Below are 25,263 nucleotides of genomic sequence, written 5' to 3' on the forward strand. Positions count from 1 at the left end.
GGGGCCTTTTGCGCGGATGCGCGAAAGGCCCTTTTTTTTTATACGTGCGCAATCTGGTTGCGGAAACAGCGTATGCCGTTGGGGCTGTAAGGGGTGCAGCGGCAGGACAACCGGCGGGCATGTCTGGCGACCGTGTTTACACAGTAAATTGGTTGATTTTATCGGATTGTGTATGTTGCCAAAATGATTACTCTTTGCCACAGTGCTGCAACGCAGTTCTTGCACACAATTAGGTCTACGATCCATGCGCCCGGCTGCTCTGCGTAGCGGACAGGTGTGCCGTATTTTACGGGCATGGCCTTCCTAGTGGCCTCCGGTTTATGCATGCGTGTATTTTTGCCTGCCTTCAGTCCAGCCCTTTCGCACCTTCGTGCGTTTTTGCCCCGCTATCTGCCCTGCAGCACTGCCTGTGCAGCGCGGCAGGGGTCTTCCGGTCATCTGGTTTGCGCAACAGTTGCAGGCCAATGCGGCGAGCCTGCGGAGCCTGACATCTGACTTTTACACCCGCACGGCATCTGACGCATGCGTTTGATTGGGTAGACTGCAACGTGTTTTATTGAGGAGATCCCGACGTGCTCAGAAATTTCAGCATCAGCCAGCGCATTGTATGCTTCGTTGTTATCATGATCGCCATGATCATTTCCACAGCGACGGTGTCGGTGTTTATGACCGAGGGCATCATTGGCGACGGTACAGCACTGGCCAAGGAAATGCTGCTCGATGCCCAACGGGGGCGCATCAAGGATATAACCCACTCGCAGGCGCTGGGGTTGGCCGCCATGGCGGCTGGCAAGGCTGAGGACGAGCAGCTGCAGGTCATCATGCAGTATGTGGACAAGGCGCGCTTTGAGGACGACAGCTCCGGATATTTTTACGTCTACAAAGGCACGGTCAACGCCGTGCACCCAACGCAAAAACAGCTTGAAGGCAAGGATCTGGGCAGCACCGCAGACAGCCGGGGCGTGCTCTATGTCAAGGAGCTGTACAAGGCTGCGCAGCAGGGCGGCGGGTTTGTGGATTTTGTTTTTCCCAAACCCGGAGCGGGCGATGTCTTTAAGCTCGGCTATGCTGAACAGATCGGGGGCACGCACTTCTGGATAGGGACCGGCGTGTACATCGACAACGTGGACAAGGCGGAAAACCACCTCATCAGCACCATGCGGGCCATGTTTCACAGCAGGCTGACCCTGTACGGCGGCATCTTTATGGCAGCGCTGCTTCTGGTAATCTGCCCGCTTTCGTATGTCATGGTCGTCTCCATCACCAAACCTCTGGCGGGCATAACCCGCCATGCCCGCGCCGTGGCCCAGGGCAACCTTGACGAGGAGTTTGAAACCTCCGGGCGGGATGAAGTGGCCACCCTGCAGCAGGCCCTGAGCGCCATGGTGATCAAGCTCAAGGAATTTATCGGCCAGGCGGAAGAGCAGAGCCGTCTGGCCAGCGAAGCCGCCAGCGAGGCCAAACTGGCGCAGGCAGAGGCCCTAGAGGCCGAGCACGAGGCAAAGAACAAGACTACCGCCATGCTGCAGGCCGCAGAAAGGCTCGAGCAGGTCGCCCAGGCCGTCAGCACCGCCTCCACCCAGCTTTCGGCCCAGATCGAACAGTCGGACAAAGGGGCCGTGCACTCCGCCCAGCTGCTTACCGAGGCCGCCACGGCCATGAACCAGATGAACGCCAGCGTGCAGGAGGTGGCCTTCAGCGCATCCAGCGCTTCCGACGCCGCAACCCGCACGCGCGAGCGGGCGCTGGCCGGCGCGGAAATTGTGGAAAAAGCCGTGCAGAGCATCGGCAGCGTGCACGAGGTCTCACTGCGGCTCAAGGTCGGCATGACCGAGCTCAACGACCACTCCCAGGCCATTACGCGCATCATGAATGTTATTTCAGACATTGCCGACCAGACCAACCTGCTGGCGCTCAACGCGGCCATCGAGGCGGCGCGGGCTGGCGACGCCGGGCGCGGTTTTGCCGTGGTTGCCGACGAGGTGCGCAAACTGGCGGAAAAAACCCTTGCCTCAACCCAGGACGTGGGCAATGCCATCGCGGCCATTCAGGACAGCACGTCAAAAAGCGTCGGGGATATGGACAAGGCCGTGGAGCAGGTGGAGCTGGCTACGGATTTTGCCAACCAGTCCGGCAAAGCGCTGGAAGAAATTGTCTCCACTGTCGAGGCCACGGCCGATCAGGTTAACGCCATAGCCGAGGCCAGCGGCCAGCAGTCCGCCGCCAGTGAAGAGATCAACCATTCCATCGACAACGTCACGCAGGTTGCCCGCCAGACTGCGGACGCCATGGGCGAAGCGCAAAAGGCCGTGGCGGATCTGGCGCAGCAGGCCAGAGGGCTGGCAGAACTGATAGTGGATATGAAAAACTAGAGCGCACCCATTGCCTGAAATGTTGAGGGGCCTCTGTGCGGCGCATGCCGTGCGGGGGCTCCTTTGTTCATGGCGCAGCCATCCCGCCGCAGCTGTTTCAGCTTACAGCAGCCATTCCGCCCAGGCGGCCCTGAGGCGGGCCACGCAGTCTGGTATGTCCTCAAGCCGGATTTTTCCAAAACCCAAAAAAAGCGTGTGCGGCGGGCACTCGGCCTTGTCCTGCCAAAACTGCATGGTAGGGTAAACGCGCACGCCGTGCCGCAGGGCCCTGCTGATGAGCTGCTGCTGATCCGCGCCTGCCGCAAAGCGCAGCAAAAAGTACTGGCCCGTGCCGTTGCCGGTTATGCTGATTTTGGGCCCCAGGCACAAAAGCTCGCGGACAAACAGCTCCAGCCGGTTTTTGAACACATGCCCCAGGCGGCGGATGTGTCTGTCGTACTGGCCGGTCTCAAGCAGACGGCCTATGATATACTGGTTGAGCACCGGCACGGTGCTGTTGTATTCCGCAAACATTTCGCCAAACAGGGCCGCCAGGTGCGGGGGCAGAATCATGTACCCCATGCGGATGGATGGCGATATCCCCTTGGAGAACGTGCCGAGGTAGATGACGCGGTTTTCTGTATCTATGGATTGCAGCGAGGGGATGGGCTTGGAATAGTAGCGCAGCTCGCTGTCAAAGTCGTCTTCGAGGATGTAGACGTTGTTTTCTTGCGCCCAGCGCAGCAGGGCGTGTCTGCGACCGATGGGCAGGGTTGCGCCGGTGGGAAACTGGTGCGAGGGCGTGGAGTACAGGGCAAAGGCGTTGGGGCTTGGGGGCAGGCTTGCGACCACAAGGCCGTTTTGGTCCACCGGCACTGTCTGGATGGCTATGTGGTTGTTGCGAAAAACAGCGGCCGCCTTGTTGAAGCCGGGCTCTTCCATCAGGATGATCTGGTCGCGGCGGGCGGCCATTTTGCACACGTATTCCAGAGACTGCTGCAGGCCGCAGGTGATGACGATCTGGTCTTCGGTGCAGGTTACGCCACGGATGCGCTTGAGGTAAGCCAGCAGGTGCCTGCGTAGGTACGCCTCGCCCTGCATTGCCTGCAGCGAGGAGATTTTTTCTTCGCGCTCCAGCAGTTCCAGACATTCGAGCGTATATTTTTTCCATAGACTTTTTGGAAAAAGATCAACGGTGTGGCTGCTGTTTGTCAGGTCGTAGGCCACAGCCTGTGCGTCCGTTTGCGCATCAGCCAGAGTGGCGGCCCTTGTGCCCGCCAGACCGTCAGCATGAGCGGCGGCCGGGCGGGTTGACGCGAGGCCGGTCTGGCAGTGTGACCCCTCGGGGCCGCCAATGCCGGGCACATGCAGCACCGCAAAGCCCACCCCCTTGCGAGGGGCAATATACCCCTCGGCCACAAGCTGGCCGTAGGCATTGTCCACGGTATTGCGGCTGACCCGCAGCATGCTGGCAAGCAGCCTGCTGCCGGGCAGAACGGTGTTTTCCGCCAGAGCGCCGCTGGTTATGTCCTGCTTCAGCTGGTTGTATATCCGCAAATACAGGGGGCCGGAACCGTCTTTGCCGAGGCTGATCATGGCTTCTCCTGAGTGGCCCCATAAAATATATGTCATGTGGCACTTTTGATGGGGCCATTGGCACTATATCAAAGGGGGCAACAAACACAATACGAGGAGCGGAGGCTCTATGTCCATCCAAGGCAAGGCAGTTCAGCAGGGCGGCACAAGGCGGCGCGACAATGCGACAAAATATGTTTTGCTGGCGGTGGTGGCGGTGGCCTTTTTGGCCACGGGGGGCATATTTGTGCGCCAAAGCGGGTTGTCGCCCATCAACACGGGTTTTTACCGCATGCTGTTTTCCATACCGCTGCTCTGGCCGCTGACGTACGGCAGGCTGGGGCGGCTCGGCCGCAGGGATGTGGCATTGCTGCTTTTGTCCGGGCTGTTTCTGGCGGGTGATGTGGCCTTGTGGAACACGTCCTTCAGTTACACAACCGTTGCCAATGCCAATCTGCTCACCAACCTGACGCCGTTTACAGTGATACCTGTCTCGTATTTTATCTTTCGCGAGCGGTTGCCCCGGCTGTTCATACCTGGGGCGGCGGTGACGCTGGCCGGGGTGGTGCTACTGCTTGGGGGCAAGGCCAGCCCGTCGGCGGGCAATTATTTTGGCGATATGCTGGCCTTGGCCGCGGCTTTTTTTTACGCGGGATTTTTACTCATTGCCTACCGCCTGCGCGATACGATCGAAAGCAGCGTGATCATGTTTGTGAGCGCCTTTGGCGGCCTGGCCGGGCTGTTTGCGGCCTCGTGGGCTGTAGAGGGCCTGCAGATACCGCAAGGTTGGGACGACTTGTGGCCCATCCTTGCCCTCACGCTGTGCGTGCAGGTGGTGGGGCACAACCTGCTTACGCATTGCCAGGGCAAGCTCAGCGTCAATCTGTCTTCGGTGATCTGTCTTTCGCAACCGGCCATTGCCGCCGTGTATTCGTGGGCGGTGTTCTCGGAGCGGCTTACGTGGATGGAAATACTGGGAATAGTGGTCGTGATGGCAGGGGTGTATATTGTCAAAAGGCAGTACGCGCCCACTGCCGGACAGCGTGGCGGGGGACTCCTTGCCCGTATGGCCGCCCATCTGCCGGGCAGGCGAAGCAGCAAACCGGCTGTGGTGGAAGACTAGCGCTGGCGATGTGCCCACAGCGACGCGGGCGCACGGCAGGCGGGACGATCAACCAGACTTGAGCCGCAACAGGTAGGGCCGTTTCAGCCGCAGACACGCACTGCTCCGGCTGAACGGCCCCCGGCATGGCTTACTGCTGCATGCTGGACATGAGATCCATAAGGTTTTGGGTCTGGTCCGCCAGCTCCGCCACAGCGTGCGCGGCTTCGCGCATGGCTGCCGAGGTTTGCTGCGACATGGCGCTTATCTGGGTGATGGCGCGGTTTACTTCTTCGCTGGCGGCGGACTGCTCCTCGCTGGCGGTAGCAATGGCGTTGACCTGATCGGCCGTGGCCTCGACCGTGGAGACAATATCGGCCAGAGCCGCGCCGGACTGGCTGGCGTAGGTGTTGGCCTCTTCAACCTGCCGCGCTGCCCTGTCCACAGATTCCATGCTCTGGGCTGCGCTTGACTGGATGGCCTCAATGGCCTTGGCCACGTCGTGGGTGGAGGCCATGGTTTTCTCCGCCAGTTTGCGCACCTCGTCGGCAACCACGGCAAAACCGCGCCCAGCGTCGCCAGCCCGCGCTGCTTCGATGGCCGCGTTGAGCGCCAGCAGGTTGGTCTGGTCGGCTATGTCTGAGATAACGCCCATGATGCGGTTGATGTTTTGCGTATGCCCGTGCAGTTGGGCCATATCGGCCTTGAGCTCCATGGAGGCCTGATGCACCAGGTCAATACTGTGCAGGGAGCGCCTGACGATCTCCGAGCCATTTTCTGCCTTGGCGCGGGTCTCGGTGGAGGCCTGCGAGGCGACTGACGCGTTGCGGGCCACCTCCTGCACGGTGGCATTCATCTGCTGCATGGCAGAGGCCGCCTCGGCCAGCCGGCCCGAAGTTTCGCGCGAGCCGGAGTCGGACTGCTCGATCTGCGCGGCAAGGCGGGTAGTGGCGGCGCTTACCACCTGCGCGACCTCCTGCAGTCTGGCGGCGGCAAGCCGCAGGGCCTCGGTTTTGCTCTGGGCCTGAATTCCGGCTTCTTCCGCCTGCCGTAGGGCTTCCGTCGCCTTGGCGGATTGCTCCCGCGCAACAAGCGACTCGCGCTGGGCGCTTTCGATATGGGTTTTCAGCGCCTGCACCATGGCTACTATGGAAGCGTACACGCCGCGCTTTTCAGTATTGTCGTCAATGTCGTAGTCTCCTTGAACCACGCGTCCGGCGATACTGTCCAGCTCCCCTGGGTCCTTGCCGAGTTGCCGGTTGATTAGCCGGAGCAGGAACAGGATGACGGCCATGCTGATAAGCACCGCAGCTGCGGAAAAGCCTATGGAAAAAATGATGGATTGGTCGCTGACGCCTCTGGCGCTCGCGCTGGCAATGTTTGCCCCTTCGTTGCTCAGGCTAATGATCTGGTCGTACAGATCGGCCAACCTGAGAAAGGGGGTGCGGCTGTCGGCAAGCAATCGTGCGGCTTCTTCGTTTTTTCCGGCCTTGATAAAGGCAAGCAGTTCTTTACGCATGCCTGCAAACTGGACAGACTGCGCGTTGATCTGGTCGTTTATGTCCTCAATTGCCCGCTTGCGGTCTGACGGAGGCATGCCCTCCAGGGCAGCGGTAAAAAGCTTTTTGCTTTCGCCTATGCGCCGCAGCAGCCCTGCCATATGCGCATTGTAGCTTTCTATCTCTTTGAGGTCGTGCAGCGTCGTGATGGCCGAAAGATCCCCCCTGGCTGAAAACAGCAGAGCGTTGGTGTTCTGGATGGATGTGGCCACAGGAATCCAGGTGCAGTCTATGGACGCAACTTCGGCATTGATACGCGTAAGGTTCCTGATGGTCAGGCCGGACGTTATCAACATGATGATAATTATGCTTCCGAATGACAGAATCAGGCGTGCTTTCAGGCTCATGGCAGTCGGTATCCCACAAGTTGTGTTGAATGCTGTGTCAAATGACTGATGCTCAGATTCCCAGAATGGTATTAAGTTTTTGATATGAGGCGTGTTGCAATGGGAACATTCAAGGCTGTTTTTATTGTAAAGTTGATATTATTTGCCGGTGCCCGTAAACAAAAAACGCCGACCCAAGGGTCGGCGTTTCCTGCAACAGATGTTGCAGACTGATAGCTTGCGCCAGAAAAAGCTAGTGGGCGCGCATCTGCGTGATAAGGCCTGAAAGATCGTTGGCCTGTGCCGTCAGGTCTTCCACAGCTTCTGCGGCCGCGCGCATCGCGGAGGCTGTTTGTCGGGACATATCGTGAATCTGGGCAATGACGCTTGCGACCTGATCGCTGGCGGCGGACTGTTGCTCGCTGGCTGTGGCAATGGCGTTGACCTGGTCTGCCGTGCTCTCGACCGTGGTTACAATATCCGCCAGCGCAGCGCCGGACTGGTTGGCGTAGGTGTTGGCCTCTTCAATCTGCCGCGCGGCCCTGTCCACAGATTCCATGCTTTGGGTTGCGCTTGACTGGATGGCCTCAATGGCATTGGCCACGTCGTGGGTGGAGGCCATGGTTTTTTCCGCCAGTTTGCGCACCTCGTCGGCCACCACGGCAAAGCCCCGCCCGGCTTCACCCGCGCGGGCGGCCTCAATGGCGGCGTTGAGCGCCAGCAGGTTGGTCTGGTCGGCAATGTCGGAGATAACGCCCATGATGCGGTTGATGTTTTGCGTCTGCTCGTGCAGCTGGGCCATATCGGCCTTGAGCTCCAGCGAGACGGCATGCACCTCGTCAATACTGTGCAGCGAGCGTTTGACGATTTTCGCGCCGTTTTCAGCTTTGGCGCGGGTGTCGGTGGAGGCCTGCGACGCTACTGACGCGTTGCGGGCTACATCCTGCACTGTGGCGTTCATCTGCTGCATGGCGGCCCCGGCTTCCGCCAGCTTGTCCGTGGTGTGCTGCGAGCTTTTGTCCGACTGCTCGATCTGCGCGGCCAGCCGGGTCGTTGCCGCGTTCACCACCTGCGCCACATCCTGCAGGCTGGCGGCAGCCGCGCGCATGGCCGTGGTCCGGTCCTGGGCCTCGACCCCGGCCTGTTCCGCCTTACGCAGGGCCTCCTCGGCGCGCTTTGCGCTTTGCCGGGCGTTTTCCGATTCCTGCCGGGTTTTGGCCATATTTTCTTTCAGCGTCTGGGCCATGGAAACCATGTCGGCGTAAACACCAGTTTTGGGGCCGCCGTCGTCAATGTCATAGTCGCCGCTGGCGACACGGCGGGCGATAACCGCCAGCTCGCCGGGGTCTTTGCCCAGTTGGCGTCCCACAGAGCGGGTAAGCGCCCAGGTGATGCAGATGCTGATGATAACGGCTGCCAGGGTGACGGCAATGGACATGTTGCTGGTTTTTTGGCCCGCATCCGCAGCGCTTTGCGCGGCAGCCTTGCTGCCGGTGACGTTTATGTGCACCACCTGGCCGTAAGTGTCGCCGAGCTGCTGAAAAACAGGGCGATATTTTTTGTCGTAGGCCACGTTGGCCACGCCGCGCCGGCCGTCCAGCACGCCCTTGATGATGCCCTCGCGCGCCGTGCTCTCCTGCGCGGAGAGGTCGGCAATGCGGCCCATGAGTTCTTTGCCCTCGGGGGTCTCCATGCCGGGGGTGGCGCTGCGCAGCTGCATGTAGGCCGCGTGGTCGCGCTGGATGGAATCCATGGAATCCTGAAGATTCTTTTCGTACTTGCGGATTTCTTCCGCATAATTTTGCGACATGATTGACGCAAGGTCTGCGCGGAGGGAATTGAGCCGCACATTCATCGACTGAATGGCAATCACGGACGGCAGCCACGCCTCGTCAATCTCGCGCACCTTGCCGTTCATTTCGCCCACATTGCGGATGGTAATGGCGGAAGACACCAGAATGACCGCAATAAGGCAGCCGAAGGAGAGCACAAGTTTTGCGCCAAGTTTCATGTAAGGCTTTCCTCCACGTTCAGCTGAATACTGGCCCGTGTGGCGGGTCAGCATTACATTAGCAGCATAAAAGGGGGGCCGCAGGGGGGGGACGGCCTTGAAACTGACAATCTGGCGGAGTAGGGAAGCGCCGCATGCATGGTGTGCCCTGACCGGAGCCGCCGCAAGTCGGGCGGTGATTGGTCGGCAGACGGCTTTGGCCCGCCGGGAGACGTAGACCAAGCCGATGTTCCATTACATAAATTACGACGATTCGAAAAAAGAGTTTATAGCAGAGGCAATATTTTAGCGCAAGGCGATCCTTGCATCTGACCATGCGATACTGGGCAGGCGTGGAATGGGAGGCTAGACACTGCCGGCAAGCCAGCAGGCCGTGGAGTGCGCGCCGTCGGCAAACGTGGGCGGCATCTCTGTTTTGCAGCGGTCGAGGGCCGCAGTGCAGCGGGGATGAAACGGGCAGCCCGCAGGCATGTTTTGCAGCGAGGGAACCGTGCCGGGGATGGTGGGCAGGCGGTTGAGCCCGCGCGAACGTGCGTTGGGTGCGGCGTGCAGCAATCCCTGCGTGTAGGGGTGACGGGCGTCGGCAAACAGGTCTTGCGCCGGGGCGCTCTCGACCAGCCGCCCCGCATACATAACGCCCACCGTGTCGGCCATCTGGGCCGCAATGCCCAGATCGTGGGTAATCAGCAATACCCCCATGCGGCGCTCGCGGCAACGGGCCGCAAGCAGGCGCAGTATCTGCCCCTGAATGGTGGCGTCCAGCGCTGTAGTGGGCTCGTCCGCCAGCAGCAGCTCCGGTCTGCACGACAGGGCCATGGCAATCATGACGCGCTGGCGCATGCCGCCCGACAGCTGGTGCGGGTAATCGTCGTAGCGGCTTTGCGGCGCGGGAATACCCACATCGGCCAGCAGATCAATGGCCGCGTCGCGGGCCTGCGCCCGGCTCATATGTTCGTGCAGCCGCAGAGGTTCGGCCACCTGATCGCCGACTTTGAGCACCGGATTGAGCGAGGTCATGGGTTCCTGAAATATCATGCCTATCTGACGCCCGCGCACTGAGCGCATGGCCTTTTCCGGCAATTGCAGCAGGTCTTGTCCGTGCAGCCGTATATGGCCGCCAATAACGGCATTTGGCGGGTCAAGCCGCAAGATGGCCCTGGCCGTCAGGCTTTTGCCGCAGCCCGACTCGCCCACAAGGCAGACGGTTTCGCCCGCATTGAGGCAAAACTGCACATCGCGCACGGCAGGCAGCGGCCCCGCTGCCGTGGTAAATGTGACGGAAAGGGTATCCAGATGCAGCAGGGGAGCGGTGGTGGCTTGAGGCTCGTTCATGGTTTGAGCGTAACAGAAGGTAGTGGCAAAAAAAAGCCTTGTTGGGTGGGCTTGCTGCGGCTGGCGCAGCGGACAGCTCAATGGCAGATGGAAGCAACGCGGTACCCTGCGCCGAGCAGGCGTAGCAGCTTCGACGGGGGGGCTAAACCATGTGCCCGCCAGGCGGTATAGATGAATTTGAAGGAGCAAAAAAGCCCCCGGCGTAAAACTGTACTGTTTCATGCCGGGGGCTTGCATTCAGATTGCCGTGCAGCGGTCTAGTGCATGACCTGCGCTTTGCGGAAGTTTACATAGGCCTCGCGCATGGCGATATAGGGGTCGACCGCCACAGTGTTGAGATCCTCGTAGAGGGGCAGCACGTCGCCCAGAGCGTTAAAGCGCAATCCACCTGCAACGCCGAGGCTCAGCTCCGTGGGCTGCAGGTAAAACATGGGGTCGGCAAAAAGATCGCCCACGCGTCCGACGGTATCGCGTGCGGAACTGGGGCCGATGATGGGCCATACGATGTAAAATCCGTGTCCAAGGCCCCAGCGCCCCAGAGTCTGACCAAGGTCTTCGCCTGTGGGGTCGACAGGTACAATGGTTTTATGCCCCTTGGCCACATCGGCAAAGCCCGCGCTGGACGTAGTGTTGATGACAAAGCGCCCAAATTCAACGCCCGCTTCAAAAAAGCGGAACTGCAAAATATTGTTCACAAACCGCACAGGAAACAGCAGGTTGGAAAAAAAGTTTTTCAACCCTGCGCGCAACTGGTACGGCGTGACGGTTTCCCATGCGCTATAGGCTGGCCTGGCAACGTAGAGAAAGAAAATATCGTTAAAATGGAACCAGAACCGGTTCCAGGGTTCAATGGGGTCAGAAACGCTCTGGGCTGGCTCGTTGTCGTAGTCGTCCAGGGTATTGTCCGAGCGCATTGTGCCGTAGGGGGTCACGATGATCGCCCCCGGCTGGAACTGCGGGGTGTTGCCGTACACTGTGGACGGTGCGGCGGGCTGGCTCGTGGCGGCCCCGGCAGGGGCATGCCACATGCACAGCAGCGCCGCCAGCAGGATGCCGGTAACACACAGCTGACCCGGCAAGATTGATGAAAAGTTACTGGCCATTACCCTGTCGAACCTCCTGCGCCTTGGCCTTGACCCTGGCTATAAGCTGGTCAGGGTTGCCGTTGTTCAGAATGTCCTGAAATTGGGTGCGATAGTTTTTGACCAGGCTGATATTTTCAATCAGTACGTCATAAACAAACCATGTGCCATCCTTGGGCAGCATGCGGTAGGCCACAGGAACTTTTTTGGAGTCCTTCATGGTAATGATCGTGCGTACTTCGCTGCGGTCGCCCTTGGGCGAAGTAACCTCGCCCGTGTAAACAACCTGCTCGCCGTTGTAGCCATCAATCTTGCTCAGGTAGGTATTCATGAGCAGTTCCGCAAAAGCGTCGCTGAACTGCTGCTGTTGCTTGGGGCTGAACGTTGACCAGCGCGGACCCACCGTGCGCGAAGAAAATTCTTTAAAATCAAAGATGTGCAAAACTTCATCTTCGATTTGCTGACGCAGCGGGCCGCGCGTTGCAGGGTTGACGTAGTCCGGGTTTTTAATGGACCCGAGGATGCGGTTAATGGAGGTTTCCAGCGTCAGCTGCGCTGGCGAGGCCGCCTGCGCGGGAGCGCACTGCAATGCCGCCGTAAGCAGAACAAGCAGAAACCCCAAAACTATATGGCGTGTAATCGCTTGAATGGACATTGTTATTTGACTCCTCCGAAGGCGTATTTGCCGATGAGGGTACCAAGATCAACGGCAGATTCCGTTTCAGTGATGGTGTCGCCGGCGGCAAGTACGCTTGCGGAGCCGCCCCGCGAGAGGCTGACAAACTTGTCGCCAATGAGGCCGCTGGTGCGGATGGAGGCGATGCTGTCGTCGGAAAGTTTCAGGTCTTTGTCGAGGCGCAGGCGCACCAGGGCCTGGTTGCGCACAGGGTCTGGGTCAAGCACGATGCTGATGACGCGGCCCACGGGCACGCCTGCCATTTCAACATCCGCTCCCACCCGCAGGCCGGAGACTGAGTCGAAATTGGCGGACAGTTCAAATCCCTGCTGGCTGAAAACTTCCATCTTGCCCAGCTTGATGGTCAGATATGCGACGCACAAGAGGCCGAGCAAAACAAAAAGGCCTACAGCGGTTTCACGAACAGTGCTCATAAGATTTTGGCTGCTCCACAAATAAATCGGCAATAAGATCCAATGACAGTATATGTGCGCCATGGCAAAGTTTCAAGTCCCGCGACGGGGCCGGTTACCTGCACGACCCCATGGGGCTGCACGGCAACTCTGCCGCAGAGACGCACACATAGCAATTATTCTGTTGTGGCCCTGATCGTCCACTGTTTTATTGCAGGTCGGGCAAATTATGATGCCAGCCAGCGGTCAAGCGCCTGCCGCACCGTCGGGTCGGGGGCGTCGTGCATGGCGGACGTGGTGTCGCCCGCTTCGCGCCGCAAAAATTGTTTGAGGTACGGGTCGTCGCTCGCTTCAAGCTGGGCCAGCGTGCCGGAAAAAATCGCCCGCCCGTCGCCAAGCACAAGCACATGGTCGGCTATGGCCCGCAGGCTGTCGAGGTCGTGGCTGACCACAACCACCGACATGTCGGCATATTGCTTGCGCATGGAGAGCAGCAGCTCGTCCATGCGGGCCGCGGTAATGGGGTCAAGGCCCGATGTAGGCTCGTCGCACAGCAAGATGCGCGGCTCGGCCACGATGGCCCGCGCAAGCCCTGCGCGTTTGCGCATGCCGCCTGAGAGCTGGTTGGGGTAAAAATCGGCAAAATCCTCAAGCCCCACCATGCGCAGCACCCTCAGGCCCGCCTCGCGCACAAGGTCTTTGGAAATGTTGAGGTGCTCCGTAAGGGGCAAGGTGACGTTTTGCACCAGCGAGAGAGCCCCCAACAGCGCGCCGTCCTGAAACAGCACGCCCATGTGGCGGCGCATGCGGCGAAATTCTTTTTGCGGCAGGCCAAAAAGGTCATGGTTGCCTATAAGCACCTGCCCGGCCTGCGGGCGCGAGAGGCCGATAATGTGGCGCAGCAGGGTTGATTTGCCGCAGCCGGAGCCGCCAAGAATCACGGAAACCTTGCCGCCGGGGAGCACGGCGTTAACGTCGCGCAGCACCACGTGCTCGCCGTAGCCTACGTTGAGAGCCCGAAATTCAATGTCCCATGCCTGCATGAATACCGCCCGTGCCTCGGTGTTGTGTCTGTTGCAATAAGAAGCGCCGCATCTGCCGTGTGACCGCGTCTGTGGCGTAAGGCAGCTTAACGCAAGGGGACAGGAGGAACAAGTGCTGCTGAGCCGTGCGGCAGGCTGTACCCGCCGCACGGCTGTATCCGTTTTGCTGGATGGCTGCGCCGCGCAATGCCCAGCATGATTTGCGCCAACATGTAAGGCAGGGCGCGCCCCGCCTGCAATATGGGTTTAGTCGGTGGGCATATCGTCGGGGAAGTCGGCGTTGGCGTAGACGTTCTGGACGTCGTCGTTGTCGTCCAGGGCGTCCATGAGACGCAGCACCTTCATGCCCATGTCGGCGTTAACAGCCACAAGATTTTGCGGAATCATGGCCAGCTCGGCCTCCAGCATGGCTATGCCCGCGGCTTCGAGCGCGTCGCGCACCGAAGTAAAATCGGCCATGGCGGTGTGGATGGTCCACACGTCTTCGTCGTCAATGACGTCGTCGGCGCCGGCTTCGAGGGCGGCTTCCATAATTTTGTCTTCGGGGTAGGCGTTTTTGTCCACCTCAATGACGCCCTTGCGGTCAAACATCCAGCCCACGCTGCCGTTTTCGCCCATGGCGCCGCCGTGCTTGGTGAACAGGTGGCGAACTTCGGCCACGGTGCGGTTTTTGTTGTCAGTGGCCACTTCCACCATGATGGCAATGCCGCCGGGGCCGTAGCCTTCGTAGAAGGTTTCGGTCAGGTCGCCGCCCGCGTCTTCGCCCGTACCCTTGCGGATGGCCGCCTCAATCTTGTCCTTGGGCAGGTTGACGGCCTTGGCCGCGGCAATGGCCGCGCGCAGACGCGAGTTGCCCACCGGGTCACTGCCGCCCTTGGCAGCGATGATGATTTCCTTGGCGGCCTTGGTAAAAATCTTGCCGCGCTTGGCGTCCTGGCGACCCTTACGGTGCTGGATATTGGCCCATTTACTGTGACCTGACATAAAACCTCCGAAACCTTGTATAGAGTATAAGTTTATATGCCCGGCGGAGCATCGTCGGCTACGTCCAGAGAGGACGCGTCGTCTGCTCCGCCCGGTATGAGCGCCGGTTGGGCAACGCCCGCCTGACCGCGAAAACCAAGGCCTACAAAAAAAGTTTCCTTGCTTTCGGCCCGCGAGCTTTTGGGCTTGAATGACTTGACCGCGTCAAAAGCCTTGCGCATGGGCGCAAGCAGCTCCTGAATATCTGGCCCCATAAAAATTTTGACCACAAAGCTGCCGCCCTTTTTAAGGTGCAGGCAGGCCACGGCCAGAGCCTCGACGGTAAGGTCAAGCGAGCGGGCCTGGTCGGTAAATCGTGTGCCTGTGGTACGCGGAGCCATGTCGCTGATGACAATGTCAAAGGGCCCCATTTGCGCGAGCCGTGCTTCAAACGCCGCAGAGCGGTTGAACACGTCTTCCTGCATAAAGGTAACCTGCTGTGGAAAATCCGTATCGGTGCTCTGGATGTCGCAGGCAAGCACAAGTCCTCGCGGCCCTACCTTTTCCGCCGCGCCCAACGACCACGAGCCGGGAGCAGCGCCAAGATCAAGAACCCGCTGGCCGGGGCGCAGCAGGTGAAACTTGGAGTCAAGCTCTTTAAGCTTGTAGACCGAGCGCGCGGGGTAGTTTTCGCGCTTGGCCTTGAGGAAATAATGGTCTCTGTATTCTTTCATGGTAAATTCCAACAGGTAACCGTATCCTTTTTTCTTGCGTTCGCCAAGTGCGCAATGTGGCCAATATTGGCGGGACATAAATATTGCTGGAGCGGTTGACCTGGGGGATTTATCAGGATAGTTTATTAATAAGTTTTAAGTTCTTTGATGTTGCACTGTCACTTTTAAGGAGTCGTTATGAAACGGATTCTGTTGGCAGCTTGTCTTGCGGGGTGCGCGCTTGGCCTTGGCGCGCAGACAGTATTGGCAGAGAGTATTAAGGTCCCGGTAAATAAAATCAGTGCCGAAGGGGTGGGCGAGGCCATAGGCGCTGTTGTTTTTGACGACGACGGCAAGGGCGGCATGGATATTACGGTAGACATCGTCGGTATCGCGCCTGGCGAGCACGGCATGCATGTGCACGAAAACCCTTCGTGCGCCCCGGCGGCCAAGGACGGCAGTAATGTGGCGGGTCTTGCCGCCGGCGGTCACTACGACCCCATGCACACAGGTAAGCACGAAGGCCCCGGCAAACATGGACATAAGGGCGATTTGCCCCTTATCTCCGCCGATGCCCAGCAAAACGTCAAGGCCAGGCTGCATGTGGCTGACCTGACCACCGCCGACATCAAGGGCCGCTCGCTCATGATCCACGCCGGGGGCGACAATTATGCCGACCAGCCCGCTCCTCTGGGCGGCGGCGGAGCGCGCATCGCCTGCGGGGTTATCCAGTAGCGTAGAGCGTGGCATTGCCACGCTGCGGCGTATCAGCGTGGGCTACCTGAACATCTGAGCGCATACCCCGCAGCAGCATGGGCTTGCGATTCTACCCGTAGCAGGCCAATATGCGGTTGTCCCTAAAGGATGTCATGCGGCGGGCCTAACCTGCATAAACATAGACCTTTTATAAAATGGCCCCGTCAGCTTGCCGCGGCGGGGCTTTTTCGTTGTCCGCAGGCGACGGGCTTGCAAAAGTACCATAGTAGTTGGGGGATTCATGCTTGAGCAACCTACGCGTCCCAAACGGATCAGCCTGCCTGATTTTTCCGGGCGAAGCCTCAGTCTGCCCGATGCCCCCGAGGCCTGGAGCTGTCAGGGCCTGGGAAATTCCATATTACTGCTGGGCCTGGGGCCGGGGCAACCGCAGAATCTACCCTTTCTTGCGGGGGCAGTGGCAGTATACTGGCTGGAATCTCCCCGCATTGCCAGCGCATTGCAGGCTGCGCGGGAACAGGCGGGCCTTGCGCCCCGCGAGGCGCTGCCTGAGGGATGGTGCGAGGTAACGGCTGCACAGGCGGTGGAACTGGCTGCAGGCTGTCGCTGCTGCTTTTACGCGCCGGGGATGCGCCTTGATCCCCATTTTTGGGGGGCTTTGCTGGGCAGGGTGGAGGCCGCGCAAGGCGGGGGGAGTGTTGCCCCGGCTGGTCGGGTGCCCGGCGCTGACCCTGCTGCCCCGGCACGCGGCCCCGTACTGCTGCCCGGCAATAGCGGGCAACTGCTGCATCAGGAGTTGCGCAGCGCGCTTGAACAGTGTGGATTTGGCCCGGTGATGGAAGCTCTGCCGCAACCTGCAGGTTCTGCCAGCTATGCAGAGTCTGCAGGGCAGACCGGTTTTGCCGCCCGTTGGGCCGCGTTTTTGACGGAAGCCAAACCTGCGTTTTTGCTTTCGGTAAATCTGCGGGGTCTGGATGCGGAAGGGCGAATTTTTCATCTCTGCCGCGCCCTTGGCATTCCCGTGGCGCTGTGGTTTGTGGACAATCCCTGGCATGTGCTGTCGGGCTTGCGGCTGCCCTGGTGGCAAGATGCCCATATCTATGTGACAGACGCCAGCTTTGCGGATGGTCTCAAAACCCAGGGGGCGGGCCGGGTTCATTATCTGCCTCTGGCTGTGGCCCCGCATATGTGGCGCGAGCTCAATGGGCTGCCAGCACGGCTTGAGCCCCCGCTGTTTGTGGGGCGGTCGGCCTTTCCTGAAAAAGAGCGTTTTTTTGCGGCAGCCAGCGTACCGCCAGAGATGGAGGCTGAGGCAGCCAGCGTGCTTGCGCGCAGCACGGGCCCGCAGGACGCGCCGCATTTTTTCTGGTGGCTGGACAAACTTGGCGCGAGCCTGTGGCCGGGCTACGACGTGCGGCGGCCCGGTCTTGGGGCGGAGCGCTGCGCGCAGGCTAACCGGCGGCGCTGGCTGCTGGCGGCGGGAGCGGGCAAACCTCAGGGGCTGCGCGTGATCGGCGACGAAGGCTGGAAGGCCTTGCTGCCCGGTGCGGAGATACTGCCGCCGGTGGATTATTACACGGCATTGCCCACCTGCTACGCGCATGCGCAGGCCGTGCTCAACGTGACCAGTCTGCTGTTGCCGCATAGCCTGAGCCAGCGCCCTTTTGACGTTTGGGCCAGCGGCGGTCTGCTGCTCAGTGACGCGACCAGGGGACTCGATATATTTCCGGATGATCTGACCAGCCCCATACGGCTGCGGGGGCCGGAGGACTTTGTGGAAAGATGCGCCTGGTTCAAGGCGCATCCCCATGCCGCGCTGGAGCTGCGCCGGGCCTGGCGCGAGCATCTGCGGGCCAGTCACGGTTATGAGCACCGCATCATGCGGATACTGGAGACGCTGGACTGAACGGCGGGCAGGGGTTGTAAGCGGAACTGCTTGACAAACCGGGCTGTTTTGCCTATTGGTCATTTCCTGCGTTACGCTTTCCATTGTGGGGAAGTAGCTCAGCTGGGAGAGCATCGCCTTCGCAAGGCGGGGGTCGAGGGTTCAAATCCCTTCTTCTCCACCACAATATCAAGGGGTTACGGGTTATTCCGTGACCCCTTAATTTTTGTACACATCATCTTGTACACATATTGGGCTCTACACCAAAGACGGGGACAAGCCCCCCTGGCAGGCAGTGCCGATTTTTTTGCGCCGGGCGCGGTCGTATCGCATGAGGGCAGGGTAATCTTGCCATCCTGATAGTGCGGTGGCATACTTACGGGATGAACATCACCTCCGCCGCGCAGCCCCGCCTACCGCAGCCTCCCCTGGCAGAGAGCAATCGTCCTCTGGCCGATCTGCCCCCTTTGCCGTCGCTCTGCCGTACCTGCGCTCCGCGGCCGGTACCCGGCGATGCCGCCTGCTTTGCCCTGTGGGACAAATACGCCATGCTGCCCAATATCCGGCGGCATTCGCTGCTGGTGGCGCATGTGGCTACGGTTCTTGCACAGCGCGCAGCCGACATGGGCCTTGCCGTGCACGTGCCCGAGGTGCGGGCTGGTGGGCTGCTGCACGACATCGCCAAAACCTACTGCGTCAAACACGGCGGCAGCCATGCGCAGGTAGGCGCGGCCTGGGCGGTGGCCGAAACCGGCAACTACGCCATTGCCCAAGGAGTAATGATGCACGTCTGGTGGCCGTGGGCCCTGCCCCAAGGGCCGGACATCTGCTCCCTGCCGTTTTTTGTCATCTATGCGGACAAGCGCGTCAGGCACGACGTCTGCGTTACGCTTGAAGAACGTTATGAAGACCTGCTTGAGCGCTATGGCCGCACTGAGGCCGCACGCGAGGGCATCGGCGTGGCCTACAGACAGGGAAAAAATATTGAAAGCGCCCTTGAGGCGCAGCTGGGATGGACCCTACATGAAAATTCTTTTGATTGCGGGCGGGTGGTCGACTGAGCGCGAGGTTTCGCTCAACGGCGCGCGCGCCATGCAGCAGGCGCTTGCGGAGCGCGGCCACGCGGTAACGTTTTTTGACCTGCTTTCAGGCTTTGACAGCCTGCTTTCCACTGCGGAAGGGCACGATTTTGCGCTTATCAACCTGCACGGCGCGCCCGGCGAGGACGGTCTGGTGCAGGCCATGCTTGAACGCGTGGGCTGCCCCTATCAGGGGTCCGGCCCTGCGGGGTCTTTTCTTGCGCTTAACAAAAGCGCCGCCAAGCAGATTTTTCGGCACGCCGGGCTGCCCACGGCAGACTGGGAGTTTTTGCCCTGCCCGCCCGCCGAGGGCTGGCAGCCTGCGCTGGCTTACCCGCTGTTTGTCAAAAGCAATACGGGCGGCTCGTCGTTGCGCATGGGCCGCGCCACCAACAGGGCAGAACTTGACGCCGTGCTGCGGGGCATTTTTGCGGCGGGCGATGAAGTGATCATGGAGCCTGTGCTGGCCGGACGCGAGGTGACCTGCGGCATCCTGGGCGACACGGCCCTGCCGCCTATCCTGATTGAACCCGTGGCTGGCGACTTTTTTGACTACGAGAGCAAGTACGCCAAAGACGGCGCGCGTGAAATATGCCCCGCGCCCATCAGCTCCGAGTTGACCGCCCGCGTGCAGGAGCTTGCGCTGGCCGCTCACAGGGCGCTTGGCCTGCGCGGCTACAGCCGGGCAGATTTTATTCTGGGGCCGGACGACAGCCTGACCATCCTTGAGGTCAACACGCTGCCGGGCATGACAGCCACAAGCCTTGTGCCTCGCGAGGCCCGCACGGTGGGCATGGATTTTGGCCAGCTGCTCGAGCGCCTTATAGAGCTGGGCATGGCCGGGCAGGCTCGCGGCTGACAGCCTGGATTGCCGATGCCGGAGGGCAAGGGAGTTTCAATGTCTGAAGCGTTGTCCCATCCAGCCGGTTTGGGCGACCAGCCGCATAACCGTCATGCGCGTTTTGTGCCCATTGATTTGGGCACATGGCCAAGACGCCAGTACTTTGACTACTATTTTAATAAAATAAAGTGCCGCTATTCCATTACGGCGCAGGTGGACATAACCGGCTTGATGCAGGCGCGCGAGGGACGCAGGTTTTTTCCCTGCCTGCTTTATCTGCTCATGGCCGCTGTCAACGGAGAGCCGACGCCCGCAGAGAGCTGCTCCGACGCCACGGCGGCGAAGGGCGAACACAGCCGGGGCAGCGTGCAGATGCCCTTGCCATTGCCGGAAGGCGGCTGGCCGGGCAAGGACGTGAGCCGTACCTTTCGTTTGTCGATGGACGCGGAGGGCAATCTTGGCTGGTGGACGTTCTGCAACCCGGTGTATACGCTGTTTCATCAGAGCGATTGCAGCTTCTCTGATGTATGGAGCGAATGGACTGCGGATTTTTGCACATTTTATTGCCGCGTGCTTGAAGACATGGCACGTTATGGCGACGCAACCGGGGTAACGGCACGCCCGGACAAGCCCGGCAACTTTTGTTCCATATCCTCGTTGCCCTGGCTTTCATTTACTTCTTTTGCACAGGATACGTACGCCGAATCCCGTATGCTTTTTCCTCTGCTGCGCGCAGGCAAACACTATGAGCAGAGCGGCAGAACGCTGCTGCCGCTGTCTGTCTGCGTACACCATGCCGTGGCTGACGGGTATCACACCTCGTGGCTGTTCTCCCGCGTGCAACAGCTCGCCAACGCGGCCAGGCTCTGGCTGCGCTGAGCGCTGACGCTGCTGATACTCCGCATGGGCCAACCAATTTGCGGAATTTTTGTCACCAGCCGCCCCTGGCTCAGTGATAAACCACCTTTTTATCCGGTTGGGTTCATGACGCACAGCAAAACTCTGACAGGGCATTTGGCGGCCCTGATCTGTATTCTCGTATGGGGAACAACGTTTGTTTCGACCAAGGTCTTGTTGCGTGCGTTTTTGCCTGTAGAAATACTGCTATTTCGCTTTTTGCTAGGATACGCGGCCCTTTGGCTGGCCTGCCCGCGTTTTTTGCGCATTGCCGACAGGCGGCAGGAGGTTCTGTTTGCCTGCGCGGGCCTGTGCGGGGTGACGCTCTATTTTTTGCTTGAAAATGTGGCGCTTACCTACACGTTTGCCTCAAACGTGGGCGTGATTGTGGCTGTCTCGCCGTTTTTTGCCGGTCTGCTGGCTTTTTGGCTGCTGCGGGCAGAGCGCCCCGGTCTGAATTTCTTTCTGGGGTTTGCGGCGGCAATGCTGGGCATCGGCCTGATCAGCTTCAGCGGCAGCACGCAGCTGCGGCTCAATCCTGCGGGCGATGTGCTGGCTGTGCTGGCGGGGCTTTCGTGGGCGGGGTATTCCATTATTACCCGCAAGTTGATGTCCTTTGGCTACAACAGCCTGCTGGTCACGCGGCGCTGCTTTTTTTACGGTTTGCTGTTCATGCTGCCAGCGCTTCCATTCATGGGTTTTCAGTGGCGGCTGGAGCGGCTGGCGGATGTGACCAACAGCGCCAACCTGCTGTTTTTGGGGCTTGGGGCGTCGGCCCTGTGCTTTGTCACCTGGACATTCGCCATCAAGCGTCTGGGGGCGGTAAAAAGCTGTGCGTACATCTATCTTGTGCCTGTGGTGACGGTGGTTACCGCGGTTCTGGTGCTGCACGAGCGCATTACGCTTATGGCCGCCGCAGGCATTGCCCTGACCATGCTGGGGCTGGGGATATCTGAAATGCGCGGTTTTTCCGCGCTCAAAAAGGCCAATACCCTGCGGGGCTAGCCCCAACCGTGCAAGGGGCAGGGCAACAGAGCATACGGCAGGGCCGGTTCCGCAGCCGACATCCGCGTCAGCTCCAAAACCGGCCTCTCATCAGCCACTCTAGATTTTGACTGGCGTACGCTACAGCAACACGCCCAGTATCAGGGCCGCGCCGCTGATCAGATAGCATTTGCGCACCAGATGCCCGTGCGCGTCCAGCGGCAGCCAGTCGCCTTGGCCAGCGGCGCGGATGCGCCCGCAGGCCGCAAGATAAAAGGGCGCACCCAGCAGGCACAGGGCCACAGGCCAGCCAGCCAGACCCGCCGCCCACAGATTGCCCAACAGTACCCACACCGCAGGCCACCAGAGACGAAAAATCAAAAATGCGCCCGCCTTGCCAAGCGTGTTGGCCAGGGTATGCTTGCCCGCCTCAAGGTCGGTTTCGATCTCCGGCAGGCTTTGATAGTACAGCACCCCAGCCACCATCAGGCCCACCGGCAGAGCCAGCGCCAGGCTGCGCGGGTCGAACCGCCCAAGCAGCAGGGTGGCGCTGGCGCTCACCATGATAAAGCCCATGTTCAGGCAGACAAAGACTTCGCCCAGGGCGCGGTGTCCGTAACGGATGGGCGGGGCTACGTAAAATACGGCCGAGCCCACGGCAAACACGCTCAAAGCCCACAGGGCGGGCCGCAGGGCGGCTGGCAGGCCCATGATCAGCACGCCGCCCACAGCCAGCGTGGCCGGGGTGAGCAGCAGCAGAACCACGCTCAGCTGCCGGGGGCTGATAAGGCCTGACTGGATGACGCGCGAGCCGCCTATGTTGTCGCCGCCGTCCACGCCAAGGATGTGGTCAAAAAGGTCGTTGGCCAGATTGGCGATGGTCAGCCCCATAAAGCAGCCGACCAGCAGCAGGGCGTAGGTTGCCCATTGCCCGGCTGCAACGCCGCCCTGCAGGCGAAAGGTCAAGGCCAGCGCCAGCGTCACTGGGATGGCCGCCGTAATGAAAAAGGGCGGGCGGCAGGCCTGCCACCACGCCCGTACCTGTTGGCGTAAGGAAAGCTTTGGCGCATCGGCAGGGCGTGGAACCCAGGCCTCGCGCAAAAGGTCGCCGCAGCGCATGTTATACGCCTCCTTCGCTCCATTGGTAGGGGATGGACGGATCATTGGGGGGCAGCTTTTGCCCTTCGGTAGGGTCGTGGGGAATATCGGCGCAGTTGCAGATAAGCGCCGGGGCGTCGCCCATGGCCGTAAAGCCGTACCACACGTTTACGGGGATGCGCAGCAGCCCGTAGTGTTCGGGCCTGCCCAGGGCCAGCTCGCACAGCACCCCGCGAGTGGCGGAGTCGGGCCTGTCGTCGTACAGCACTATCTTTAGCAGGCCGCTGGGCACGGCAAAATGCTGCGTCTGGCAAGTGTGGCGCTTCCAGGCCTTGACGTGGCCGGGCAACACCTCTGAAAAGTAAATTTCGCCAAATCCCTTGCTAAAGTCGGGCAACAGGGGCGAGCCGGGCCGCAGCATGTGCAGCACCGGCCCCCCGTCTGTGGAAATAACGCCCAGAGGCTGCAACAACGCGCCTGCAATGCCAACATCCTGCGCGGTCATTTCTGTCTTGTTCATTACTTTACCCAAATCTGATTGCGCTGCTCTGCAGCGTTGACGTAGGCCGCTATCTGCCCAAGGGTGAAGTCGAGCATGTTCTGGGGCTGCTTGTCGCTCTGACCTTTGTAGAAACGGTGGTACCACTCGGCGGTGTAGCGGATGGTTTCCTCAAAGGTGAGGGTCGCCTTCCAGCCCAGATGCGCCAGCGCCTTGTCGCAGCAGAGTTTCAGCAGGGTGCATTCCTTCATGCCTGCCTGGCCGTTTTTGTCCATCTCGCTGGTAAAGCCCGGCCAGTGCAGGGCCAGGGCATCCACCACCTCGGCCACGGTATTGTTGACATCCGCCGCAGGGCCAAAGTTGTAGGCCTGACCGCGCAGGTTGAAGGGCTCGTTGAGGCCCAGCAGCAGGCGCGCGCCCAGCCACAGGTAGCCGGAAAGGGGTTCGAGCACCAGCTGCCAGGGGCGGGTGGACCACGGGCTGCGTATCTGCACCGGCTGGCCGGCGGCCCAGGCCCGTGCGCAGTCGGGCACTATGCGGTCAAGCGCCCAGTCGCCGCCGCCAATGACGTTGCCCGCGCGTACCGTGGCGCAGGCGGGGCCTTGTTTGAAAAAGCTTTCAAAATACGAGTGGGCGATGATTTCGGCGCAGCCCTTGGATGCGGAATACGGGTCGTGCCCGCCGAGGTGGTCGGTTTCGCGGTAGCCCCAGACCCACTCGTCGTTGCGGTAGCATTTGTCAGAGGTGATCATGACCACGGCCTGCACGTTGGGGCAGGCGCGCACGGCCTCAAGCACGTTGAGGGTGCCCATCATGTTGGCCTCAAAGGTCATGGCGGGGTCGTCGTACGACTTGCGCACCAGGGCCTGCGCCGCAAGGTGAAAGACCACGTCGGGCTGGAACTGGCGCATGGCCTTGATCATGCCCTCGCGGTCGCGGATATCGCCGCGCATGTCGGCTTCGAGGTGCGCGCCGAGATCCATGGCCGCATAGTGCGAGGGGGTGGTGGGCACGCAGTCTGAAAAACCGCCGACCACAGCGCCCATCTGGGTCAGCCATGCCGCAAGCCATGAGCCTTTGAATCCCGTGTGCCCGGTTACAAAGACCCGGCGTCCTTTATATGCGTTGGCAAACATGTCGGTTCCTTATGGTGTTTTTGGCGCGCTGGCTGACGCGGAAAGGGGGCAGCCGGTAAGGAGTGCTTCGGCCACGGGCGCGCCGCAGCCGAAGCTTTGTCGTTTTGTGCCGGCCAAGAGCCGGTTAGATCCAAAAGGCCTTGCCTGCGTCCCACATTTCGTTGAGCTTGATGGAGTCGCGCAGGGTGTCCATGCACTGCCACTGTCCGGGGTGCGGGTACATGGAAAGCTGCCCCTCCGCCGCCAGACGCTGCATGGGTTCTTTTTCCAGATCGCAGGCTTCGTCTTCTGTGAGGTAATCAAGAAATTCGCGCTTGAAGACGAAAAATCCGCAGTTGATAAATTCGTTCAGCACGGGTTTTTCTTCCCACGAAAGGATCTTGCCGTCCTCATCAGTGCGCACCGTGCCAAAGCGCGAGGGCATGCGTACGCCCGTAAACGTACCCATGCTGCCCGACTGCTTGTGAAATTCGATGAGCTTGTTGAGGTCGATATCGGCGACGCCGTCGCCGTAGGTAACCATAAAGCGGTCGGTGTCAATGTGTTTGGCCACGCGCTTGAGGCGGCCGCCCTTCTGCGTTTCCTGCCCGGTGTCGCACAGGGTCACGCGCCAGTCCTCAATGGGATTGGGGTAGGTGGTAATGTTGCCGCTCTTGAGGTCGACGGTAAAATCCGTGTTGCGGATGTTGTAGTCGTGGAAGTACTGTTTGATGACTTCGCCCTTGTAGCCCAGGGGCAGGATAAAATCCTTGAAGCCAAAACGCGCATAGATTGACATGATGTGCCAGAGCACGGGCCGTCCGCCGATCTCAACCATGGGCTTGGGTTTGACCGAGGTTTCTTCGCGCAGGCGCGTGCCCTTGCCGCCGCACATGATGATGACTTTCATTATAAGCCTCCTGCCGCCGCGTTTCATGGCCTATTCCGTTCGCGGCGTGTGGCCCATGTGTAGCAGAAGGCCGCAAGGAAAAAAAGCCCCGGTCG

General features: G+C 60.3%; 22 protein-coding genes and 1 tRNA gene. 9 read left to right on the top strand and 14 right to left on the bottom strand.

Annotation, left to right across the window (positions count from 1 at the left end; translation table 11 throughout):
• Positions 1-572 precede the first annotated feature (572 nt).
• Positions 573-2,372: a methyl-accepting chemotaxis protein gene (locus DDIC_RS03495; RefSeq protein WP_136399165.1), complete on the top strand. Its 1,800-nt coding sequence runs from the start codon at positions 573-575 to the stop codon at positions 2,370-2,372.
• 102 nt (positions 2,373-2,474) lie between these two features.
• On the opposite strand, the gene DDIC_RS03500 is transcribed toward DDIC_RS03495, so the two are convergent.
• Positions 2,475-3,947: a PLP-dependent aminotransferase family protein gene (locus DDIC_RS03500; RefSeq protein ID WP_136399166.1), complete on the bottom strand. Its 1,473-nt coding sequence runs from the start codon at positions 3,945-3,947 to the stop codon at positions 2,475-2,477.
• A gap of 109 nt (positions 3,948-4,056) precedes the next feature.
• On the opposite strand from DDIC_RS03500, the gene DDIC_RS03505 reads away from it, so the two are divergent.
• Positions 4,057-5,049, top strand: a complete 993-nt coding sequence (locus DDIC_RS03505) for a DMT family transporter (RefSeq protein ID WP_136399167.1) — start codon at positions 4,057-4,059, stop codon at positions 5,047-5,049.
• Between the two features lie 130 nt (positions 5,050-5,179).
• On the opposite strand, the gene DDIC_RS03510 is transcribed toward DDIC_RS03505, so the two are convergent.
• The 9 genes from DDIC_RS03510 to DDIC_RS03550 form a co-directional block, all read right to left on the bottom strand.
• Complete coding sequence (locus tag DDIC_RS03510) at positions 5,180-6,934, bottom strand: methyl-accepting chemotaxis protein (RefSeq protein ID WP_136399168.1); 1,755 nt, start codon at positions 6,932-6,934, stop codon at positions 5,180-5,182.
• 232 nt (positions 6,935-7,166) lie between these two features.
• Positions 7,167-8,924: a HAMP domain-containing methyl-accepting chemotaxis protein gene (locus tag DDIC_RS03515; protein ID WP_136399169.1), complete on the bottom strand. Its 1,758-nt coding sequence runs from the start codon at positions 8,922-8,924 to the stop codon at positions 7,167-7,169.
• Positions 8,925-9,269: 345 nt separating this feature from the next.
• Positions 9,270-10,256, bottom strand: a complete 987-nt coding sequence (locus tag DDIC_RS03520) for an ABC transporter ATP-binding protein (RefSeq protein WP_136399170.1) — start codon at positions 10,254-10,256, stop codon at positions 9,270-9,272.
• Positions 10,257-10,513: 257 nt separating this feature from the next.
• A complete protein-coding gene (locus tag DDIC_RS03525; RefSeq protein WP_136399171.1) occupies positions 10,514-11,359 on the bottom strand; it encodes an MlaA family lipoprotein in 846 nt (281 codons plus the stop codon).
• Positions 11,349-11,993, bottom strand: a complete 645-nt coding sequence (locus DDIC_RS03530; protein WP_136399172.1) for an ABC transporter substrate-binding protein — start codon at positions 11,991-11,993, stop codon at positions 11,349-11,351. The genes DDIC_RS03525 and DDIC_RS03530 overlap by 11 nt, the downstream gene beginning before the upstream one ends.
• A 2-nt stretch (positions 11,994-11,995) precedes the next feature.
• Entirely contained in the window at positions 11,996-12,448 is a 453-nt protein-coding gene (gene mlaD / locus DDIC_RS03535) for an outer membrane lipid asymmetry maintenance protein MlaD (protein WP_136399173.1), read from the bottom strand.
• A gap of 206 nt (positions 12,449-12,654) precedes the next feature.
• The gene (locus DDIC_RS03540) at positions 12,655-13,470 is read right to left on the bottom strand and encodes an ABC transporter ATP-binding protein (protein WP_136399174.1); all 816 of its coding nucleotides are present in this window, start codon (positions 13,468-13,470) and stop codon (positions 12,655-12,657) included.
• 246 nt (positions 13,471-13,716) lie between these two features.
• A complete protein-coding gene (locus tag DDIC_RS03545; protein WP_136399175.1) occupies positions 13,717-14,454 on the bottom strand; it encodes a YebC/PmpR family DNA-binding transcriptional regulator in 738 nt (245 codons plus the stop codon).
• Between the two features lie 32 nt (positions 14,455-14,486).
• Entirely contained in the window at positions 14,487-15,167 is a 681-nt protein-coding gene (locus DDIC_RS03550) for an RlmE family RNA methyltransferase (RefSeq protein ID WP_136399176.1), read from the bottom strand.
• A 177-nt stretch (positions 15,168-15,344) separates the two neighbouring features.
• Between DDIC_RS03550 and DDIC_RS03555 the strand changes: the two genes are divergently transcribed.
• The 7 genes from DDIC_RS03555 to DDIC_RS03585 all read left to right on the top strand — a co-directional run bounded on the left by DDIC_RS03555 (position 15,345) and on the right by DDIC_RS03585 (position 21,567).
• Positions 15,345-15,881: a superoxide dismutase family protein gene (locus DDIC_RS03555; RefSeq protein WP_136399177.1), complete on the top strand. Its 537-nt coding sequence runs from the start codon at positions 15,345-15,347 to the stop codon at positions 15,879-15,881.
• Positions 15,882-16,143: 262 nt separating this feature from the next.
• Positions 16,144-17,766, top strand: coding sequence for a glycosyltransferase family protein (locus tag DDIC_RS03560; RefSeq protein ID WP_136399178.1), 1,623 nt, complete (start codon positions 16,144-16,146; stop codon positions 17,764-17,766).
• 87 nt (positions 17,767-17,853) lie between these two features.
• Positions 17,854-17,929 (top strand) — tRNA-Ala (locus DDIC_RS03565).
• 199 nt (positions 17,930-18,128) lie between these two features.
• The gene (locus DDIC_RS03570) at positions 18,129-18,806 is read left to right on the top strand and encodes an HDIG domain-containing metalloprotein (RefSeq protein WP_136399179.1); all 678 of its coding nucleotides are present in this window, start codon (positions 18,129-18,131) and stop codon (positions 18,804-18,806) included.
• Positions 18,769-19,683 carry a D-alanine--D-alanine ligase family protein gene (locus DDIC_RS03575; protein WP_136399180.1) on the top strand — a complete coding sequence of 305 codons (915 nt, stop codon included), beginning with the start codon at positions 18,769-18,771 and terminating at the stop codon, positions 19,681-19,683. Before DDIC_RS03570 ends, DDIC_RS03575 begins: the two co-directional genes overlap by 38 nt.
• A 39-nt stretch (positions 19,684-19,722) precedes the next feature.
• Positions 19,723-20,544, top strand: a complete 822-nt coding sequence (locus DDIC_RS03580; protein WP_247647544.1) for a CatA-like O-acetyltransferase — start codon at positions 19,723-19,725, stop codon at positions 20,542-20,544.
• Positions 20,545-20,649: 105 nt separating this feature from the next.
• Positions 20,650-21,567 carry a DMT family transporter gene (locus tag DDIC_RS03585; protein ID WP_136399181.1) on the top strand — a complete coding sequence of 306 codons (918 nt, stop codon included), beginning with the start codon at positions 20,650-20,652 and terminating at the stop codon, positions 21,565-21,567.
• A gap of 120 nt (positions 21,568-21,687) precedes the next feature.
• Here the strand turns inward: DDIC_RS03585 and DDIC_RS03590 are convergent, their stop codons facing one another.
• The 4 genes from DDIC_RS03590 to rfbF all read right to left on the bottom strand — a co-directional run bounded on the left by DDIC_RS03590 (position 21,688) and on the right by rfbF (position 25,168).
• On the bottom strand, positions 21,688-22,665 hold the full coding sequence (locus DDIC_RS03590; protein ID WP_136399182.1) for a prenyltransferase: 978 nt from the start codon (positions 22,663-22,665) through the stop codon (positions 21,688-21,690).
• Position 22,666: 1 nt separating this feature from the next.
• Positions 22,667-23,164 (bottom strand): dTDP-4-dehydrorhamnose 3,5-epimerase family protein, encoded by a 498-nt coding sequence (locus tag DDIC_RS03595; protein WP_247647545.1) that lies wholly within the window; start codon positions 23,162-23,164, stop codon positions 22,667-22,669.
• On the bottom strand, positions 23,164-24,279 hold the full coding sequence (gene rfbG / locus DDIC_RS03600; RefSeq protein ID WP_136399183.1) for a CDP-glucose 4,6-dehydratase: 1,116 nt from the start codon (positions 24,277-24,279) through the stop codon (positions 23,164-23,166). The genes DDIC_RS03595 and rfbG overlap by 1 nt, the downstream gene beginning before the upstream one ends.
• Positions 24,280-24,403: 124 nt before the next feature.
• Positions 24,404-25,168, bottom strand: coding sequence for a glucose-1-phosphate cytidylyltransferase (gene rfbF / locus DDIC_RS03605; RefSeq protein WP_136399184.1), 765 nt, complete (start codon positions 25,166-25,168; stop codon positions 24,404-24,406).
• Positions 25,169-25,263: the final 95 nt, after the last annotated feature.

It is taken from the genome of Desulfovibrio desulfuricans (assembly GCF_004801255.1).
GTDB lineage: Bacteria > Desulfobacterota > Desulfovibrionia > Desulfovibrionales > Desulfovibrionaceae > Desulfovibrio > Desulfovibrio desulfuricans_C.